This is a genomic window from Kitasatospora sp. NPDC002543 (assembly GCF_053594915.1).
This window is the reverse complement of record NZ_JBSFWR010000150.1, coordinates 1-15,453: the sequence shown is the minus strand read 5'-3', so window position 1 is coordinate 15,453 and position 15,453 is coordinate 1. Positions and strand designations below refer to the sequence as shown.

Below are 15,453 nucleotides of genomic sequence, written 5' to 3'. Positions count from 1 at the left end.
CCTTCCGACTGTGGAGCGCCAGGCCCGGGTCGCACGGACTCTTCCTACTGAAAGTAGGACGTGCTCTGGTAGCACCGCTGACGCCTGACGAGAGATCATCTCTCTCGCGACGAAGGGAACACTAGCAGCTCAGAGCCCGTGTGCCGAATCGTGGTCCGCCAGCAGCCGGGCCGGGAGGTACGGGGACTCGACGCGGACGGTCCAGCCGTGGTGGCGGCGGGCGTGGCAGACGAGGGCGAGGACGTCGAGGTCGAGCGGGGCCGCCGGATCGGTGACCCGGTCGGCGACGGAGTAGTGGTCGCGGTGGGCCTCCAGCGTGTCGAGGAGTGCCAGGTTGAAGCCGGTCTCGTCGCCGTCGACGAGCTGGGCGAGGAGGCCGACGGAGTCCGGGAAGAAGTTCCACTCCTGGGCGCGGGCGACCTCCAGCCGGGCCTTCTCGACGGCCGGCCGGGCGTCGAGCCCCCGGAGGTGGTCGTGCAGCGCGACCCGGTAGTCCGCGTACGCGGAGCGGTCGCGCGCGGAGCGGGTGGGGCCGGCGAGGAGGAGCGGGGCGAGGTCGTCCCGGCTGCCGGTGATCAGGGCGAGGTTCAGGGCCAGGTGCCAGCGGCCCGGCCAGGACTCCTCGTCACACGTGGCCGGGAAGTGCACGGTGCGGCCGGCCAGGGTGACGGCGACGGTGGTGCCCGGGTCGGCGAGGGCGATCCGGAAGAGCGCGGCCCCCATTTCGGAGGCCAGACGGAGGTCGGCGACCTGCTCCTCGGTGACGTCGGCGGCCCGCGAGGCGCGGGTGCGGAAGAGGCGGACCTGCTTCTCCAGGGCGCGGCCGAGTTCGAAGACCGGGTGGGTCTCGTCGGGCGAGGGGTCGATGCCCCGCCGGACGGCCTGTTCGAAGCGGGCCTCGACGTCCGGGTGGAGGGGCAGCGGCGGGGTCGGCCGGTCGACGCGGACCGGCCAGGTCATGGACTCCGGCCGGCGTTCCGGGGTGGCGAAGCCGGTGACGAGGGAGTGCGGAAGGTAGTCGGTGTCGATGGAGGGGAGCCAGCCGTGGTCGCGGTGGGCCAGGGCGGAGAGGGCGAGGGGGAGGAGCGGGAGGAGAGTGCGGGGCCGGGTGCCGTCGGTGCGGTCGAGGAGGGCGAGGACGGCGGCGTCGAAGGCCGGGCGGTCGCCGGTGTGGAGGGCGTGGAGGGCGTGGAGGGCCGGGTCGTCGGAGGCGGGGGAGGGGGAGTCGACGTGGGGGAGGAGGTGGGAGAGGAGGGCGGTGGCGAGGTCGGAGGCGGGGGAGAGGGCCTGCCGGCTGAAGACGAAGGCCTCGGCGTGACGGTCGAAGGTGTCGGTCAGGACGGCGAGGCAGAAGGCGTTCACCCAGCGCTGGGCGGAGAGGGGAGGGGCGGCCGCCTCCGTGGGATCCGGGTCGTAGCTCATCCCGAAGTTGACGTAGTCGAGGAAGACGGAGAAGCGGTCGCGGGGGTGGTAGGCGGCGAAGGAGACGGCGCCGGCGGCGGCCTCGGAGGCGTCGCGGAGGAGGGCCTTGGCCTCGGGGGAGGCGAGGTCGGGGGAGGAGGTGGAGAGGGCGCCGAGCTGGTCGAGGAAGGCGTCGGAGATGAGCTGCCATTCGGTCGAGGTCATCAGGCCGGCGCGGGAGTAGGAGTGGACTTGGCGACCGATGCGGTCGGGGAAGTCGGCGAGGGGAGAGGTGGCGATGTGGTGGCGCTCTATCCGCATGGGGACGATTGAAGCACCGGCCGGGGACAGTGGCCCCGGCCGGTGCACGGGGAGCGTCAGACGTCGAACTCGCCCGCGCGGATGGCGGACACGAGGTCACGCCATTCGCTGACATCGAGGTGGGCGACGGCGTCGGGCCGAAGGCTGCTGCGGACGTAGACGGCGTCGGGACCTATGGACACCTCGGGGCAGTTATTGCCATCGCCGCAAGCGCTGGGCCTCTGCCAAGTGAGCTCTTTCATAGGGGCCTCACAGGCTATTCATGATGCTGGAGATCACGTCACGAGAGGCTGATGGATCGAGCGCGCGATCACGCATCGCCCCGAGGATGCTTCGGTAGTTCTCCAGCTGGTTCATCTCGGTCAGGAACGCTGGCGATCCTACGGAATCCAGCTGGACAGTATCGAGGCGGGGCACAGGTCCGCTTGCGTACAGCACGGCCTGACCTGCTCCCTTGAATCCACCTGCCTTGAACTCCAGCACGCGCAGCGTCACGTTGGGCGCTTCGGCGAGTTCGAGCAGGTGCTTCAGTTGTTGTCGGGCCACAGCTGTTCCACCGAACTCCATACGAAGCGCGGCCTCGTGGACGATCGCTTCGTAGTTGAGCGGATTGGTGCGGGTCAGGAGTTCCGTCCGTCGCATTCGGTTCTCGACACGAGCTTCGATGTTCAGCGGCCGTAGAGGCGGATAGACCTCTCGAAAGATCGCTCGCGCGGTCTCCTCTGTCTGCATGAGTCCTGGCGCGTGGCAGATCTGGTAGGTCACCAGCGAGCTGGCATAGTGCTCGACCTCGGAAATCTCAAGAATCCCGGCAGGGACGAGGCCTCTGTGCTCCTCCCACCACCCCTTCGTCCGGTCGGCGGCCATCTCGGCGACGGCGTCGACGTACTCGGAGTCGGCCTCCTCGAACTCGGCGGCGAGTGCGAGGACCCGTTCGGCGCTGACCGGGTAGGTCCCCTGCTCGATCAGTGTGACCTTGCTGCGGTCCAGCCCAAGAACGGCAGCAGCGTCTCCGGCCGTGCGCCCGGCGGCCTCTCGCATCTTTCGCAGCTCGATGCCGACGCGCTTCCGGCGTGCGGTTGGGGTAGGTGGCATTTCCTCAGCATCCACCGTGCGTACGGGGCGAGTCCAGCGAGCAGATAGGCACATCTTCTTGGGTCCGCTAGCAAATTTGCTATCGCATGCCCTACAGTCTGTGATGCACCGATCACCGAACGGATCGTCAGTAACGCCGCTCGGGCACCGAAGAACACCCATGTCCAGTGGGCTTGTTCACGGCGACGCATCCGCCGGTCTCACCCATCCCCCTCCGGGAGACGCTGTGCGTAACCTCAACTCCCCCTCCCTCACCCTCTCCCGCGACGCCCTCCGGGACGGCATGACCAGCGCCGGCTGGCCGCCCTCCCTCATCGCGGACGCCGAGCTCGCCATGGTCGAACTCATCGTCAACGCCTGGCGTCACGGCGAAACGTCCTCGCCGGTCATCCTGATCCACCACCGCGCGAACACCCTCCGCGTCGCGGTCTCCGACCGCAGCCCGCTGCCCCCGGAGCTGGGGCCCCTCTCCCTCCTCTCCGAGACCGGGCGCGGACTCCAGCTCGTCGCCGGGCTCACCCACCGCTGGGGCGTCGACCCCCAACACCTCGGCAAGACCGTCTGGTTCGAGCTCCAGCAGGACGGTGCCGCGTGAGCGCCCACCACCCGATCGACCCGGCCGACCCGGCGCTCCTCCACCTCACCTCGCGCCAGGTCTCCGAGCTCATCATCGAACTCCGCACCGAGGGTCGCGAGTTCGGCCTCCTCTGGCCGTCCGCCACCCCCGGTGACATCAACCTCCACGGCCGTCGCCTGATCGACATCGGCAACGTCCCGGCGAGCACCCTGATCAACCTCCTCGCGCTCATCCGCGAGTTCAGGCGCACCCCTGGTCTCAAGCCCTAACGGCCTTCCACCTCATACGCGGTGAAGCGCAGGTACAGGCCGATGTGTGCCGGCACCCCCGGCGCGATGGTCCGGTAGCTGCACAGTTCCTGCAGGCCGGTGTCACCCTCCGGTATCCCGGCCGTCAGCTGCCGCACCACCTCGGCGTGCGGGCGCGGGTCGATTCCCTCGATCCGCATGAGCTCCGCGATCCGTCCGGCCGCCTCGGCGTCCGTGCGCGCGTTCCCCGGAAGCCGCAGGTAGACGTTGGCTTCCTCCGGGCCGGCCCCGCCCTCCCGGAACGCCAGGCAGGTCATCGGCTCGTTCTCCACCAGGCCGCCGTCACGCCCGTAGATCACCGAACGCGCCCGCGCCGCCCGCGCCGAATCGTGGCGGTGCGACAGCGCGGCCACCGCGTCCGACTCGTCCATCGTCATCGGGAGGTGCCGGAAGTAGACCTTCACCCGGGCCGCGCTTCCGCCGTCCAGGTCGAGTGCGAAGAACTCCACCTCGTGGCCCCGTCGGGCGAGTTCACCGCACCTCCGCCCCACCGGCTCCCAGGCCTGTGCCAGCCCCAGCCGAGCCATGGCCTCCGCCATGACCTCGTGGGTCCGGTCCGCGCCCTGTGCCTGCGGGTTGAGGTACACCTTGTAGTGCGGCCGCTCGCCGGGTTGCCAGGCCAGGGAGTGCCAGACCGTGGGTCGGTTGCGGTCGGGTCGGGCCGTGACGAACAGGTCCTCGACGTCGAGGTAACGCTCGATGCTCGTCCCCGGCCGCTCGGCGAGCCGTCGGGTCAACTCCCGTCCGGCTTCCTGGCATCCGAGCGGAGTGCGGTCGAAGCCCAGCGACTCGAACAGGATGCGCACCTCCGGCCTCCCCGCCTTCCAGCTGAGGGAGAGCTCGGCGGGGAAGCCGTCGGAAGCCACGAACGACGGCGGATTGCACCGGGTTCCGACCGGCCGTGCGCCCCACGGGCTGAGCACGTCCCGCAGTTCCTGCCGTACGCGCTCCGTCTCCGACTCGTCGGTCCGCAGGCCCCGGCAGACGGCTGTCCACTTCTCTTCCAGGAACTGCCCGAACGTCTGGTCCGGGGCGCGGAAGGGGGCGAGGGTTGAGGTGGTGTGGCGGAGCCGCGCGTCGATCACCGGCCCTACTGGTTGGGCTCGTTGAACTGGCCCGCGACGGACTGGTTCGGCTCGTTGAACCGAACGACCGACTGGTTGGGCTCGTTGAACCGAACGACCGACTGGTTGGGCTCGTTCAGCGCGCCGACCCCGACCCCGACCCCGACGCCGACCCCGACGCCGGTGGCGGTGGTGGCCGACGCGCCGCCGAGCAGGGCCGTTCCGGCGGCGATTCCCATGGCCAGTGCCGCGACTCCCTTGCGCATCATTGCCCCTCTCCCTGATTGGTGATCAGATTGATCATAGTCACAGGGCTCTCGCCAAAAGTGGGTATCTTTCGAACACACTTTTGGTCCAACCCGTCCCCCTGCCCCACCGCCGCAGCCCCGGGAGTCGCCATGTCCGCACCGCAGCAGCAGCCCGCCGACCCGTACGCGGCGACCGGCGTCGTGGGGCCCGCCCCGGAGGGGGTGACCCTGCCGCTGCCCCCGACCTTCGACTCGGTGGAGGAGGAGCGCCAGTACCGCAAGGAGCAACTCGCCGCGGGCTTCCGACTCTTCGGCCGCTTCGGGTTCTCCGAGGGCGTCGCCGGGCACATCACCGTCCGCGACCCGGAGAACCCGAACGCGTTCTGGGTGAATCCGTTCGGCATGAGCTTCCACCAGATCAAGGCCTCCGACCTGATCCTGGTCGACCACGACGGCACCCTCCTGCACGGCACCCGACCGGTGAACCGGGCCGCCTTCGCGATCCACTCCCAGGTGCACGCCGCCCGCCCCGACACGGTCGCCGCCGCCCACTCGCACTCGCTCCACGGCAAGGCCTTCTCCAGCCTCGGCATCCTGCTCGACCCGATCACCCAGGACGCCTGCGCCTTCTTCGAGGACCACGGGCTGTACAGCGACTACCGGGGCGTGGTCACCGAGGCCGAGGAGGGCAAGCGGGTGGCCGCCGCCCTGGGTAGCCACAAGGCCGTGATCCTCCAGAACCACGGCCTGCTCACGGTCGGCCAGTCCGTGGCCGAGGCGGTCTGGTGGTTCGTCACCATGGAGCGCTCCTGCCAGGCGCAGCTGCTCGCGATGGCGGCCGGCACCCCCAAACTGATCGACCGGGAGACGGCCCTGCTCACCCGTGGCCAGCTCGGCTCCTCGCTGGCCGGCTGGTTCCAGGCCCGCCCGCTGTGGGACCAGATCACCCTCTCCGACCCCGACCTCTTCGACTGACCGACCCACCGCCGCCCGCCGCCACCTGCCCTCTCCCGCCCCGGAGTCGCCCCGTGCCCACCAACCCCGCCCAGCGCAGGCTCCGGATCGCCGTGTTCGGCGCCGGCTCCATCGGCTGCCACCTCGGCGGCATGCTCGCCGCGACCGCCGAGGTCACCCTGATCGGCCGGCCGGCCGCGATGGCGGCGATCGACGCGGACGGGCTGACCCTCACCGGCCCCGGCGAGGCCCGCCGCGAGGTGCGGGAACTGGCCGTCGCCGCAAGCCCGGAGGCCGCGGCCGGCGCGGACTACGTCCTGGTCACGGTGAAGTCCGCCGACACCGCGGCCGCCGCCAGGGAACTCGCTCCGCACCTGGGCCCGGACACGGTGGTGGTGAGCTTCCAGAACGGCCTGCGCAACGTGGAGGTCCTCGCGGCCGGGCTCCCGTCCCACCGGGTGCTGGCCGGGATGGTCCCCTACAACGTGGTGCGGACCGGCGCGGCCGCCTTCCACCAGGGCAGCGGCGGCTCCGTGGTGCTGGCGGCCGAGGAAGGAGCGGAGGCCCTCGCCGACGCCGCCCTGGCGGCCGGGCTGCTGCTGGAACTGCGGCCCGACATGCCGGCCGTCCAGGCGGCGAAGCTGCTGCTGAACCTCAACAACGCGGTCAACGCGCTCTCCGGCCTGCCGCTGCGCGAACAGGTCGGGCAGCTGGCGTACCGGCGGTGCGTGGCGCGCTGCCAGCTGGAGGCGCTGGCGGTGTTCCGGGCCGCCGGAGTGGTGCCAGCCCAGCTCGGCCCGGTGCCACCGGAGGTGATGCCGCAGGTCCTGGAACTGCCGGACGCGCAGTTCCAGGAGCTGGCCGGGGCCAGCCTGCAGATCGACGCCACCGCCCGGACCTCGATGTGGGAGGACCTCCAGCGCGGACGGCCCACCGAGATCGACTCGCTCCAGGGCGAGGTCGTCGCCCTCGCCGAGCGCCACGGGCTCACCGCGCCCGCCAACGCCCGGCTGATCGCCCTCGTCCGCGAGGCCGAGGCGGCCGCCCCCGGCGCGGCACGCGGCTGGACCGGCCCCGAGCTCCTCGCCGAGGTCGAGGCCCCGGCCGGGCCGCGGTGACGGGGCGGGCTCCGGCCGGGGTTGCTCGGCGTCCACTTCCCTTCGAGGCCGGTAAGACCTCTCTCGTGCGATCGAGCCATGGTGACCTCCCGCCCCGACCTCGACCGGATCCCAGTGGAAGACGTCCTGGCCGTCCTGGCCGTCCTGGTCGTCCTGGCCGCCCTGGGCGAACCGGTGCGGCTGGTCATCGTGCGCGAACTCGCCTCCTCCACCGATCCGCGTACCTGCGGAAGCCAGCCCGTCTCCGTCACCAAGGCCGCCGCCACCCACCACCGGCGCGCCCTGCGCGAGGCCGGGATCACCCGTGAGCGCCGCGAGGGCCGCACCAAGGTCGTGGAACTGCGCCGCGCCGAACTCGACGCGCGCTTCCCGCACCTCCTCGGCCCCGTCCTCGCCGCCGCGCCGCCCGCCCCGGACACGGCGCCCTCGGCCTGACGCAGTGCCTGCGAGCCCCGGCGACCCACGGTGCGCACAGGAAGTCGGCCGGGCCGACTTCCCGCGCACGCGGGGCCAGCCGCGGGGGCTAGGAGAAGTCCTGGCCCGGGCGGCCTGCTCGGCGGGCAGGACCCCGGCGACCCGCGGCGTGCGCAGGAAGTCGGCCGCTTCGACTTCTCGTGCGCGCCGGGCCGGTTGCGGGGTTGGGGGGAAGTTCAGGGCCGGGCGGCTGTGCGGGACGCCGGTTTCCAGGGGGTGGTGGGCCTGGGTGGTCTTTTCGGCGGGTGGGGCTTCGGGGCGTGTGGTGTGCGTGGGAAGTCGGCGGGTTCGGCTTCTCGCGCACACCGGGCCGGCTGCGGGGGCTAGGAGAAGTCCAGGACCAGCCGGCCGCGGAGGCCGCCGGCTTCCAGGAGGCGGTGGGCTCGGGCGGCCTGCTCGGCGGGCAGGACCTCGGCGACGCGCAGGGTCAGGACGCCCGCCTCCACCTGGCGGCACAGCGCGTCCAGCCGCTCGGTGTGCGCGATGGCGTCCGCCACCATCACCGGGTGGACGCGGATGCTGCGTCCGGCCGGGCCGGGCCAGCCCCGCAGTGCGGCCAGGGCGCCGCCGTCGGCCACGGCGGGCACGACCTCGGTGGTCTGGTCGGAGCCGTCGACCAGCCCGGGGACGCCGTCCGGCAGCAGCCCCCGGATGCGGGCGGCGACCTCGGGGCCGCGCTCCACGACGTGACCGGCGCCGAACCGCCGGACGCGCTCGACGTCCCGTGGCGAGGCGTCCGCGACGACCGTCAGCCCGTCGGCCTTGGCGAGCTCCACCGCGTACCCGCCGACGGCACCGGCCGCGCCGGTCACGGCGACCGTCCCGCCGGGCGGCACGGCCAGCGCGTCCAGGGCGAGACGGGCGGTCATGGCGTTCATCAGCAGGGTGGACGCCGCGGGGAGGTCCACCTTCTCCGGCGCCGGCACCACGGAGGCGGCGGGCACCACGATCCGTTCGGCGTAGGCCCCGCCGCGCTCACCCGTGAACCGCACGACGGCGACCACCCGTTGGCCGACCGCGAGCCGCCCGTCCGCCCCCGGGCCGAGCTGGTCGATCACGCCGGCGGCGTCCATGCCGGGCACGAACGGCGGCCTGCGGTCGGGCATCCGTACGGCGTGGCCGCCGCGCCGCAGCATCACGTCGGTCGGGTTCACGGCGGCCGCGTGCACCCGGATGCGGACCTCGCCGGGGCCCGCCTGCGGTTCGGGCAGGTCCAGGACGCGCAGTACGTCGGGGTCGCCGAATTCTTCAAGTCCGATGGCCTTCATGCCACTTGCCAATCGCGGGGGCGGCCCCGGTGTTCCCGCGGTTCTGCGGGGATTCGGACCAGGCCGACTCCCGGTGCGCGGGCTTCCACTCCCGCGTGAACTCCCGCTCCCGCGCGGGCTTCCGCTCTGACCGGAGGGCTGCCATCCGGACCGACATGGCGTCAACTGTCAGGAGGAGCGTTCTGGGTGCTCGAATCCCGCTCGGCCGGCTCGGCCGGCCCCGCCCGCTCAGCCCCGCGGCCAGGGCCGGCCGTCGAGCCGCTCGATGCCGATGTTGAAGCGGCGCAGGTACTCGGCGAAGGTCGCGATGTCCTCCTCCGGCCAGTCCGCCATCACGAGGTCGAGCGCCCGCACGTGTGCCTCGCGTTCGCCGTCCAGCCGGCGCCGCCCTTCCTCGGTCAGCCGGAACTTGCGGGCGATGCCGCCGTCCGGGTCCGGGATGCGGTCGAGGAGCCCGGCCGTGGTGAGTGCCGCAGTCTGGCGGTTGAGCGTGGAGACGTCCAGGCCGAAGGCGTCGCTGAGCTGCCCGATCGACATGGGCCCCTGGGCCGCGACGCGGCTGAGCAGGATGTAGGCGCCGCGTTCGAGCTGGCTGCCCTCGGGGCGGCGGTCGTCGACCTGGTTGAGGTCGCGGTGCCGGGCGAACACCAGGAATTCGAGGGCGACCTCGTGCGTGGGGCTGGCCATGTCGAAGTCCCTTCCTCGCCGCTTTGAGCTGCGGTTTCCTCGTCGATCGCGTCCAGTATGCCAGAGATGTGCGCATCCCACATGATGTGCACGGCGCACATCATGTGTAGCCTGAGCAGTCTGTGCTATCTGCACATGGTGTGCGAACCGCATACTCCTGCACCCCCGAATGCCCGAGGAGGCCCGTCATCAACGGCCCCGCCCCCACCCCCCGCACCGGTCCGATTGTGGCGACGCTCGCCTTCACCGGTACCGTCGCCGCGATCATGCAGACCCTGGTCACCCCGCTGATCAGCGAGCTCCCGCAACTCCTGCACACCACCGCGTCCAACGCCTCCTGGGTCATCACCGCGACCCTGCTGTCCGCCGCCGTCTTCGTCCCGATCAGCGGCCGCCTCGGCGACCTCCTGGGCAAGCGGACGATGCTCATCGCCTCCTGCGTCCCGCTGCTGCTCGGCTCGGTACTGTGCGCGATGGCCGACTCCGTGGTGCCGATGATCGCCGGCCGGGCCCTCCAGGGCATGGGCATGGGCCTGGTGCCGATCGGCATCAGCCTGCTGCGCGACGTCCTGCCGCCCGAGCGGCTCGGCTCGGCGATCGCGCTGGTCAGCGCCTCCATGGGCATCGGCGGCGGGCTCGGCCTGCCGATCGCGGCCGGCGTCGCCGACTACGCCAGCTGGCGGGTGCTGTTCTGGGGCACCGCCGTGCTCACCGTCGTCATCATCGGGACGCTCTGGAAGGTCATCCCGGCCCCGGCTCCGTCCCCCGACGGGCGCCGCCGGGCCGGCGGCCGCTTCGACTTCGTCGGCGCGATCGGTCTGAGCGTCGGCCTGGTCTGCCTGCTGCTGCCCGTCTCCAAGGGCGGCGACTGGGGCTGGGGCAGCACCCGGACCCTCGGCCTGTTCACCGTCTCCGCCGCGATCCTGATGATCTGGGCCCGCTGGGAGCTGCGCGTCACCGACCCGCTGGTCGACCTGCGGGTCACCGCGCGCCCGCGCGTGCTGCTGACCAACGCCGCCTCCGTCCTCGTCGGCTTCGGCATGTACGCCCAGGCGCTGATCGTGCCGCAGCTGCTCCAGCTGCCCGAGGCCACCGGCTACGGGCTGGGGCAGTCGATGCTGGCGATGGGCCTGTGGATGGCGCCCGGCGGGCTGATGATGATGGTGGTCTCCCCGCTGGGCGGCAAGCTGTCGGCCGCGCGCGGACCGAAGTTCACCCTGGTCGCCGGGGCGCTGACGATCGCCGTCGGGTACGGGCTGGCCCTGCCGCTGATGGGCGCCACCTGGGGCGTGCTGATCGTGACGATCGTCTGCAACAGCGGTGTCGGCCTGGCCTACGGCGCGATGCCCGCGCTGATCATGAGCGCGGTGCCGCTGTCCGCGACGGCCTCGGCGAACAGCTTCAACACCCTGATGCGGTCGCTGGGCACCTCGGTGTCCGCCGCGGTGATGGGCGTGGTGCTGTCGCAGATGACCATCGACCTGGGCGGGCACGCCCTGCCCTCGGAGGGCGGCTTCCGGGTCGGCCTGGTGATCGGCTGCGCCGTCGCACTGATCGCGGCCGCCGTCGCCGCCGTCATCCCCGCGCCGCCGGAGCCCCGGCTGCGCGCCGTCCCCGCCCAGGAGACCGTCGGCGAAGAGGCGGCGGACCCGGCGACCGCCTGAGCGTCCCGCCTGTCCCACCCCTGTCCCGGGTGTGCGCCGCGGCCGTGTGCCGTGGTGCGTGCCCGGGACGTTCGCGTGTCGGCGTCGGGCGGTGCGATGCGGGGCGGGGCCGTCTAGGCCCGCGGTTCGACCGTCGCCGCGAGGGCGCCCGGCAGTTCGGCGCAGGCCGCCCGGAGCCGTCGCGCGAGGTCGGCGCGGGTGTGCCCGGACGGCTGTGCCACCCAGCCGTCCATCGCCTGGTGGAACGCCGCGACCAGCATGTCCATCGCCAGCCGGGCGCGCAGTGCGGCGCCGCCCGGGGTGCCGCCGAGGGCGAAGCGGCGGTCGATCGTCGCGACCGCCTCGCGGGTCGCCCGTTCGCAGAAGGCGAGTCCGTGGGCGTCCATCGAGGGCGTCCGGGCGGCCAGCCGACGGCTGGCGAGGGCGCGTTCGGCCCAGTTCTCGGCCGGCATCCGGTCGATCGCCCCGATGAGGGTCTCCTCCAGGACGGCCAGCAGCCGGCCGCCGTCGGGCGGCCGGCTCTCCAGCACGTCCAGGAACGTCGCCCACAGGTCCTGGGTGGGCGCCATCGCGACGTCTTCCTTGCTGGTGAACGCGCGGAAGAAGGTCCGCTTGGAGACCTCGACGGCCTCGCACAGCCGGTCCAGCGTCACCCCGTCGAAGCCGTGCTCGCCGAACAGTTCCAGGGCGGTGTCGATCAGTGCCTGACGGGTGCGCAGCTTCTTGCGCTCGCGTAGCGGGAGCGTGCCGGCCGGGGCCTTCGGGGCCTCGGGGGCCGGGGCTCCGTGCGTCGTGGCGGCCTGCTGGGGGTTCATCGCGGTCAGTCTAGTCGGGGTCGGAATGCCACCTGTAGGCTTATGCCACTCAGTGGCAGAATCTTGGGGAGGATCTTCCATGCGCGCACTCCTGGTCGACCGCTCGGCCCCCGGCGGCCTGCGCCTCGGCGCGGCCCCGGACCCCGAACCGGCGCCCCACCAGGCCCTGGTCCGGGTCACCGCGACCTCGCTCAACTACGGCGAGGTCGCCTTCGGCCTCGCATCGGCCCCCGACGGCACCGTCCTCGGCTGGGACGCCGCCGGAATCGTGGAACGCGCCGCCGCCGACGGCTCCGGCCCCGCCGAGGGAACCCCGGTGGTCACCCTGATGCCGGCCGGCGGCTGGGCCGAACTGCGGGCGGTGGACACCGGGTTGATCGGCGTCGCCCCCGCCGGCGCCGACCTCGGCGCCCTCGCCACCATCCCGGTCGCCGCCGCCAGCGCCCTGCGCGCGCTGCACCGGATCGGCCCGCTGCTCGGCCGCGCCATCCTCGTCACCGGTGCTACCGGCGGGGTCGGCCGCTACGCCGTCCAGCTCGCCCGGGCGGCGGGCGCGCACGTCGTGGCGTCCACCGGCTCGCCCGACCGGAACGGCGAACTGCTGCGCGGACTCGGCGCCCACGAGGTGATCGCCTCGCCGAAGGAGGCCGCCGGACCGGTCGACGGTGTGGTCGACCTCGTCGGCGGGCCCCAACTGGTCGAGGCGTACGAGGCGTTGGCGCCGGGAGGAGTCCTGGTCGCCACCGGCCACAGCTCCGGGAAGGGGGAGGACTTCGCGTTCGGCACCCTCTTCGGCGACGCGGCCCGGCACGACCGCTCGGTGGTCTCCTTCTACCTGCTCGCGTGCACCGGCCTCGGCCGCGACCTCGGCTGGCTCGCCCACCGGGTGGCGGCGGGCGACCTGGACCCCGGCGTCACCTGGCGCGGCGACTGGGACGACGCGGCCGAGGCGGTCGACGCCCTGCTCGGACGGCGGCTGCACGGCAAGGCGGTGCTGACCGTCGCCGGCTGAGGCCGGGCCCGGACAGGGCCTGTGCGGGGGACCTCCGCGAGGTCCGTGCGGTGGCGTGCGAGGTCCGTGCGAGGTCCGTGCGGGGCCCGCGCGGTGGCCGCGCGGTGGCCGTGCCGGGGTGTCGGCCCACTCGGACGGGTCAGGAGCTGTCGCTGTGGAGCGGGATGTTGCCAAGCATGGGGACGTACGGGCCCCTCGGCCGCCGAACACCGACCAGGAGAGGGATCCTCGGTGCGTGAACTCCACAGTCCCCCCAGCCACGGCCGACCCGGCCACCGCCCGCCGTCCGGCCGTCCCGCGGGCGGTGACGGGCGGGCGGGCCGGAGGTGGACGCCGCAACGCACGGTCGCGCTGATCGTGGCGGCCTCCGGTGTCGCCGTGCTCGCGGCCTGCGGCAGCGGCTCGTCGGGCACATCGGCCGGATCGCCGTCCGCCACCGCGCCCATTGCCGGCGCCTTCTCCGGCGAGCCGCCCTCCGCCGTCGCCTCGGCCGCGGAGTCACTGCTGGCCTCGGCGTCGGCCGCGGCGGTCTCGGCGTCGGAAGCCTCGGTGGCGGCCGCCGCCTCCAACGCCGCGGCGGCCGCCTCCTTCGAGGCGTCGGCCTCGGCCCAGCAGGCGGCGACCCGGGAGAAGGCCGCCTCGGTGCTCAGCGGGGTGACGGACGGCGGCAACGCGATCGGCGACATCGGCATCACCGGCATCGCGCGGCAGAACACCGGCGGCCTGCACGCCGTGCTCGTCACGATCCGGAACCCGGGGCCCAACCCGGCCTCCTACGCGGTCCAGGTGGACTTCACCGACGCCGGCGGCAAGGCCGTGGACAGCTCCGTCGTCGGCGCCGAGAACGTGCCCGCCAACGGTACGGCCGAGCCCGTCGCCTTCAGCCGGCAGCCGGCCGACCTGCCGCTGGTGCCGGTGGTGGTCAAGGCCGTCCGCTACTGACGCCGTCCGCCCCTGCCCTCAGCCGTCGGCTCCGCCCCGGCCCCGGCTTCGGGCGCCTACCGGAAGTCCGCCGCGTGATCCCGCACCCAGCTGCGGACGTCGCGCGGCGGACGCCCCAGCACCTCCCGCACGGTGCCGGTCACCCGCTCCGGTCCGCGCGTGAACGACTCCCGGGCACGCAGCCGGGACGCCACGAACGCCGCGTTCCCCCAGGCCGCCGTCAGCTGCTCGCGGGCCGTCTCCGGCGGCAGCTCCTCCCACCGCGCCGCGACGCCCGGCTCCTCGCCGATGATCCCGGCCGGCTCGGCGTGCGAGAGCGACTCCGGGCCCGTCACCACGTAGGCGGCACCCTCGTGCCCGTCCTCGGTGAGCGCCCGCACCGCGACGTCCGCGATGTCCCGCTCGTGCACCGGCGAGCGCCGCGCCCGCCCGTACGGCCACCGGACCGTACCCTCCCGCACCTGGCCGGCCCAGGCCGGCAGGTTGCCCGCGAAGTCGATCGCCCGGACGAAGGTCCGGCCCAGGCCCGAGTGCCGGATCAGCCGTTCGACCTCCTGGTGGAAGACCGCGGCCGGCTCGTCGTCGGCGCGGCCCGGCACGTCCGTCGGCAGGTAGACGACCCGCCGGGCGTGCCGGGCGATCAGCTCCACCACCTCGGGCCGCACCGGCAGCCCGGGCCACATCAGGTGGCCCGCCTCCACCCCGCCGGCCAGGGCGGGCTCCGGGCTCTCCGGTCGCGTCAGATCGCACTGGAAGAGCTCGACCGCCCCGGGAAGCGCGGTCGTCGCCGGGTTCCGCACCAACGCCCGTACGTCGTGGCCGCCTTCGGCGAGCGTGGCCACAACGTGCCTGCCCACACTGCCGGTTGCGCCGATCACCGGAACCTCGGTCATGCCCGGTCCGGCGCCGGTCCGGCACGGGCTGGGCCCGGGCGGCTACCACTGCTCCCACGGGCCGATGACGGCCGGCCCCACCCGGCGGGCCGGCCACTCGGTGCGCTCGGCATCGCTCCGGCGGAAGTGGATGTACAGGGTGCGCTCGTCCGAGGGCCGGTCGAGGGCGAGGCCGTGGTCGTCGAGGACGAGCTCGACCATGGCGTCGTGGAGCGGTGCTCATGGCGGGGGAGCCGAGCGGATCGGGCACGGACCGGTGATCCGGATCCCCGGGCCGTCGGTCCGGTCGAACGGTGGCCCGACGGCCCGGGTCGAACGGTGCCGGCGGACGGCTCCCGGTGGACGGCCTCCGGGTTACGTCACGCCGTCCCGGGGTTACGTGACGGCGTCCGTCCGGTCCTGCTCCCGCCGGCGGGTCCGGTAGGCGCGGGAGCGGCAGCGGGGCGAGCAGTAGCGAGGCGGACGGCCGCCCGGTCGCCGGCCGGGGGACGGGGCGGGCACCGCCAGCGGGCCGCCGCAGGCGGCGCAGGCCGCGGCCTGCGCCGCCTGCCGCATCAGCGCCCGCTTCCACCTCGACGCCCCCGGCTGGTACGCCGACGAGGACGACGTCCC

General features: G+C 73.4%; 18 protein-coding genes and 1 pseudogene. 8 read left to right on the top strand and 11 right to left on the bottom strand.

From position 1 onward, the window contains the following. Positions 1-129: 129 nt before the first annotated feature. From ACWD4P_RS35740 to ACWD4P_RS35730, 3 genes are read right to left on the bottom strand one after another with little or no spacing between them, the layout of a single operon-like run. Positions 130-1,722, bottom strand: a complete 1,593-nt coding sequence (locus ACWD4P_RS35740; RefSeq protein WP_449782499.1) for an immunity 49 family protein — start codon at positions 1,720-1,722, stop codon at positions 130-132. 56 nt (positions 1,723-1,778) lie between these two features. Next, the gene (locus ACWD4P_RS35735) at positions 1,779-1,964 is read right to left on the bottom strand and encodes a DUF397 domain-containing protein (protein WP_359828645.1); all 186 of its coding nucleotides are present in this window, start codon (positions 1,962-1,964) and stop codon (positions 1,779-1,781) included. 7 nt (positions 1,965-1,971) lie between these two features. Next, positions 1,972-2,832: a helix-turn-helix domain-containing protein gene (locus ACWD4P_RS35730; protein ID WP_449782498.1), complete on the bottom strand. Its 861-nt coding sequence runs from the start codon at positions 2,830-2,832 to the stop codon at positions 1,972-1,974. Positions 2,833-3,043: 211 nt separating this feature from the next. Between ACWD4P_RS35730 and ACWD4P_RS35725 the strand changes: the two genes are divergently transcribed. Together ACWD4P_RS35725 and ACWD4P_RS35720 are read left to right on the top strand one after the other, a co-directional pair. After that, positions 3,044-3,412 (top strand): ATP-binding protein, encoded by a 369-nt coding sequence (locus tag ACWD4P_RS35725; RefSeq protein WP_449782497.1) that lies wholly within the window; start codon positions 3,044-3,046, stop codon positions 3,410-3,412. Further along, positions 3,409-3,663: a hypothetical protein gene (locus ACWD4P_RS35720; RefSeq protein WP_359828642.1), complete on the top strand. Its 255-nt coding sequence runs from the start codon at positions 3,409-3,411 to the stop codon at positions 3,661-3,663. Before ACWD4P_RS35725 ends, ACWD4P_RS35720 begins: the two co-directional genes overlap by 4 nt. Here ACWD4P_RS35720 and ACWD4P_RS35715 read toward each other — a convergent pair. Both ACWD4P_RS35715 and ACWD4P_RS35710 read right to left on the bottom strand, forming a co-directional pair. After that, positions 3,660-4,787 carry a tryptophan dimethylallyltransferase family protein gene (locus ACWD4P_RS35715; RefSeq protein ID WP_449782496.1) on the bottom strand — a complete coding sequence of 376 codons (1,128 nt, stop codon included), beginning with the start codon at positions 4,785-4,787 and terminating at the stop codon, positions 3,660-3,662. The genes ACWD4P_RS35720 and ACWD4P_RS35715 overlap by 4 nt on opposite strands. Before the next feature lie 5 nt (positions 4,788-4,792). Next, positions 4,793-5,035 (bottom strand): hypothetical protein, encoded by a 243-nt coding sequence (locus ACWD4P_RS35710; protein ID WP_449782495.1) that lies wholly within the window; start codon positions 5,033-5,035, stop codon positions 4,793-4,795. Between the two features lie 129 nt (positions 5,036-5,164). Between ACWD4P_RS35710 and ACWD4P_RS35705 the strand changes: the two genes are divergently transcribed. The 3 genes from ACWD4P_RS35705 (at position 5,165) to ACWD4P_RS35695 (ending at position 7,521) form a co-directional block, all read left to right on the top strand. Then, positions 5,165-5,989, top strand: a complete 825-nt coding sequence (locus ACWD4P_RS35705) for a class II aldolase/adducin family protein (protein ID WP_449782494.1) — start codon at positions 5,165-5,167, stop codon at positions 5,987-5,989. A gap of 53 nt (positions 5,990-6,042) precedes the next feature. Beyond that, positions 6,043-7,086, top strand: coding sequence for a 2-dehydropantoate 2-reductase (locus tag ACWD4P_RS35700; RefSeq protein WP_449782493.1), 1,044 nt, complete (start codon positions 6,043-6,045; stop codon positions 7,084-7,086). A 78-nt stretch (positions 7,087-7,164) separates the two neighbouring features. Continuing rightward, positions 7,165-7,521, top strand: coding sequence for an ArsR/SmtB family transcription factor (locus tag ACWD4P_RS35695; protein WP_449782492.1), 357 nt, complete (start codon positions 7,165-7,167; stop codon positions 7,519-7,521). Positions 7,522-7,883: 362 nt separating this feature from the next. Here ACWD4P_RS35695 and ACWD4P_RS35690 read toward each other — a convergent pair whose 3' ends face one another. Beyond that, positions 7,884-8,828, bottom strand: a complete 945-nt coding sequence (locus ACWD4P_RS35690; protein WP_449782491.1) for an NADP-dependent oxidoreductase — start codon at positions 8,826-8,828, stop codon at positions 7,884-7,886. Positions 8,829-9,056: 228 nt separating this feature from the next. Beyond that, positions 9,057-9,515, bottom strand: coding sequence for a MarR family winged helix-turn-helix transcriptional regulator (locus ACWD4P_RS35685; RefSeq protein WP_359828631.1), 459 nt, complete (start codon positions 9,513-9,515; stop codon positions 9,057-9,059). Between the two features lie 188 nt (positions 9,516-9,703). Between ACWD4P_RS35685 and ACWD4P_RS35680 the strand changes: the two genes are divergently transcribed. Continuing rightward, positions 9,704-11,179 carry an MFS transporter gene (locus ACWD4P_RS35680; RefSeq protein ID WP_449782500.1) on the top strand — a complete coding sequence of 492 codons (1,476 nt, stop codon included), beginning with the start codon at positions 9,704-9,706 and terminating at the stop codon, positions 11,177-11,179. A gap of 113 nt (positions 11,180-11,292) precedes the next feature. Here ACWD4P_RS35680 and ACWD4P_RS35675 read toward each other — a convergent pair whose 3' ends face one another. Then, a complete protein-coding gene (locus ACWD4P_RS35675) occupies positions 11,293-11,994 on the bottom strand; it encodes a TetR/AcrR family transcriptional regulator (protein WP_449782490.1) in 702 nt (233 codons plus the stop codon). Positions 11,995-12,073: 79 nt separating this feature from the next. Here ACWD4P_RS35675 and ACWD4P_RS35670 point away from each other — a divergent pair, with 79 nt between their 5' ends. Both ACWD4P_RS35670 and ACWD4P_RS35665 read left to right on the top strand, forming a co-directional pair. Continuing rightward, positions 12,074-13,006: a zinc-binding dehydrogenase gene (locus tag ACWD4P_RS35670; protein WP_449782489.1), complete on the top strand. Its 933-nt coding sequence runs from the start codon at positions 12,074-12,076 to the stop codon at positions 13,004-13,006. 357 nt (positions 13,007-13,363) lie between these two features. Continuing rightward, positions 13,364-13,948, top strand: a complete 585-nt coding sequence (locus ACWD4P_RS35665) for a hypothetical protein (RefSeq protein ID WP_449782488.1) — start codon at positions 13,364-13,366, stop codon at positions 13,946-13,948. Between the two features lie 56 nt (positions 13,949-14,004). Here the strand turns inward: ACWD4P_RS35665 and ACWD4P_RS35660 are convergent, their stop codons facing one another. The 3 genes and pseudogenes from ACWD4P_RS35660 to ACWD4P_RS35650 form a co-directional block, all read right to left on the bottom strand. Then, entirely contained in the window at positions 14,005-14,841 is an 837-nt protein-coding gene (locus ACWD4P_RS35660) for an NAD(P)H-binding protein (RefSeq protein WP_449782487.1), read from the bottom strand. 42 nt (positions 14,842-14,883) lie between these two features. Next, positions 14,884-15,042, bottom strand: a complete 159-nt coding sequence (locus tag ACWD4P_RS35655) for a hypothetical protein (protein WP_449782486.1) — start codon at positions 15,040-15,042, stop codon at positions 14,884-14,886. 174 nt (positions 15,043-15,216) lie between these two features. Then, positions 15,217-15,453, bottom strand: a pseudogene (locus tag ACWD4P_RS35650) (hypothetical protein); the annotation flags it as partial.

Bases quoted from the DNA above. Each gene is read 5' to 3' on its own strand.
- ACWD4P_RS35660 (WP_449782487.1), bottom strand. From the start codon at position 14,841: ATGACCGAGGTTCCGGTGATCGGCGCAACCGGCAGTGTGGGCAGGCAC.
- ACWD4P_RS35740 (WP_449782499.1), bottom strand. From the start codon at position 1,722: ATGCGGATAGAGCGCCACCACATCGCCACCTCTCCCCTCGCCGACTTC.
- ACWD4P_RS35735 (WP_359828645.1), bottom strand. From the start codon at position 1,964: ATGAAAGAGCTCACTTGGCAGAGGCCCAGCGCTTGCGGCGATGGCAAT.
- ACWD4P_RS35675 (WP_449782490.1), bottom strand. From the start codon at position 11,994: ATGAACCCCCAGCAGGCCGCCACGACGCACGGAGCCCCGGCCCCCGAG.
- ACWD4P_RS35655 (WP_449782486.1), bottom strand. From the start codon at position 15,042: ATGGTCGAGCTCGTCCTCGACGACCACGGCCTCGCCCTCGACCGGCCC.
- ACWD4P_RS35705 (WP_449782494.1), top strand. From the start codon at position 5,165: ATGTCCGCACCGCAGCAGCAGCCCGCCGACCCGTACGCGGCGACCGGC.
- ACWD4P_RS35685 (WP_359828631.1), bottom strand. From the start codon at position 9,515: ATGGCCAGCCCCACGCACGAGGTCGCCCTCGAATTCCTGGTGTTCGCC.
- ACWD4P_RS35710 (WP_449782495.1), bottom strand. From the start codon at position 5,035: ATGATGCGCAAGGGAGTCGCGGCACTGGCCATGGGAATCGCCGCCGGA.
- ACWD4P_RS35670 (WP_449782489.1), top strand. From the start codon at position 12,074: ATGCGCGCACTCCTGGTCGACCGCTCGGCCCCCGGCGGCCTGCGCCTC.
- ACWD4P_RS35695 (WP_449782492.1), top strand. From the start codon at position 7,165: ATGGTGACCTCCCGCCCCGACCTCGACCGGATCCCAGTGGAAGACGTC.
- ACWD4P_RS35690 (WP_449782491.1), bottom strand. From the start codon at position 8,828: ATGAAGGCCATCGGACTTGAAGAATTCGGCGACCCCGACGTACTGCGC.